We start from the raw sequence: 249 nt of genomic DNA, 5'->3' as shown, positions 1-249 counted from the left end.
ATTAGATGCTACGCGCCCGAACATCCGCTACCAATACAAAAAAGGCAAGCTTTGGGCGTTAGTGGTTTTGGATAGTGGAAAATATGATATTTCAGACCCACTGACAGCGCAATACGTCGGCGTTAAACCCAGAAATGCAGACAAAGGGAGTGTTGCGAAAAAAAAAGCTGTGGAACTTGCTAACGACAGGTTAATGACTTTGCAAGATATTGAAGCCATTGAGAAAAACACCAAGCATTTAGACGAGCC

The 249-nt window shown here is 43.4% G+C and carries 1 protein-coding gene; it reads left to right on the top strand.

The window, feature by feature from the left end:
• Positions 1-249, top strand: a 249-nt coding sequence (locus Q4563_RS21565; protein WP_303605981.1) for a hypothetical protein, incomplete at both ends; no start/stop codon positions are given.

Source organism: Gilvimarinus sp. 1_MG-2023 (genome assembly GCF_030548285.1).
The sequence above is the reverse complement of the archived record's forward strand: the minus strand, read 5'-3'. Positions and strand labels throughout refer to the sequence as shown.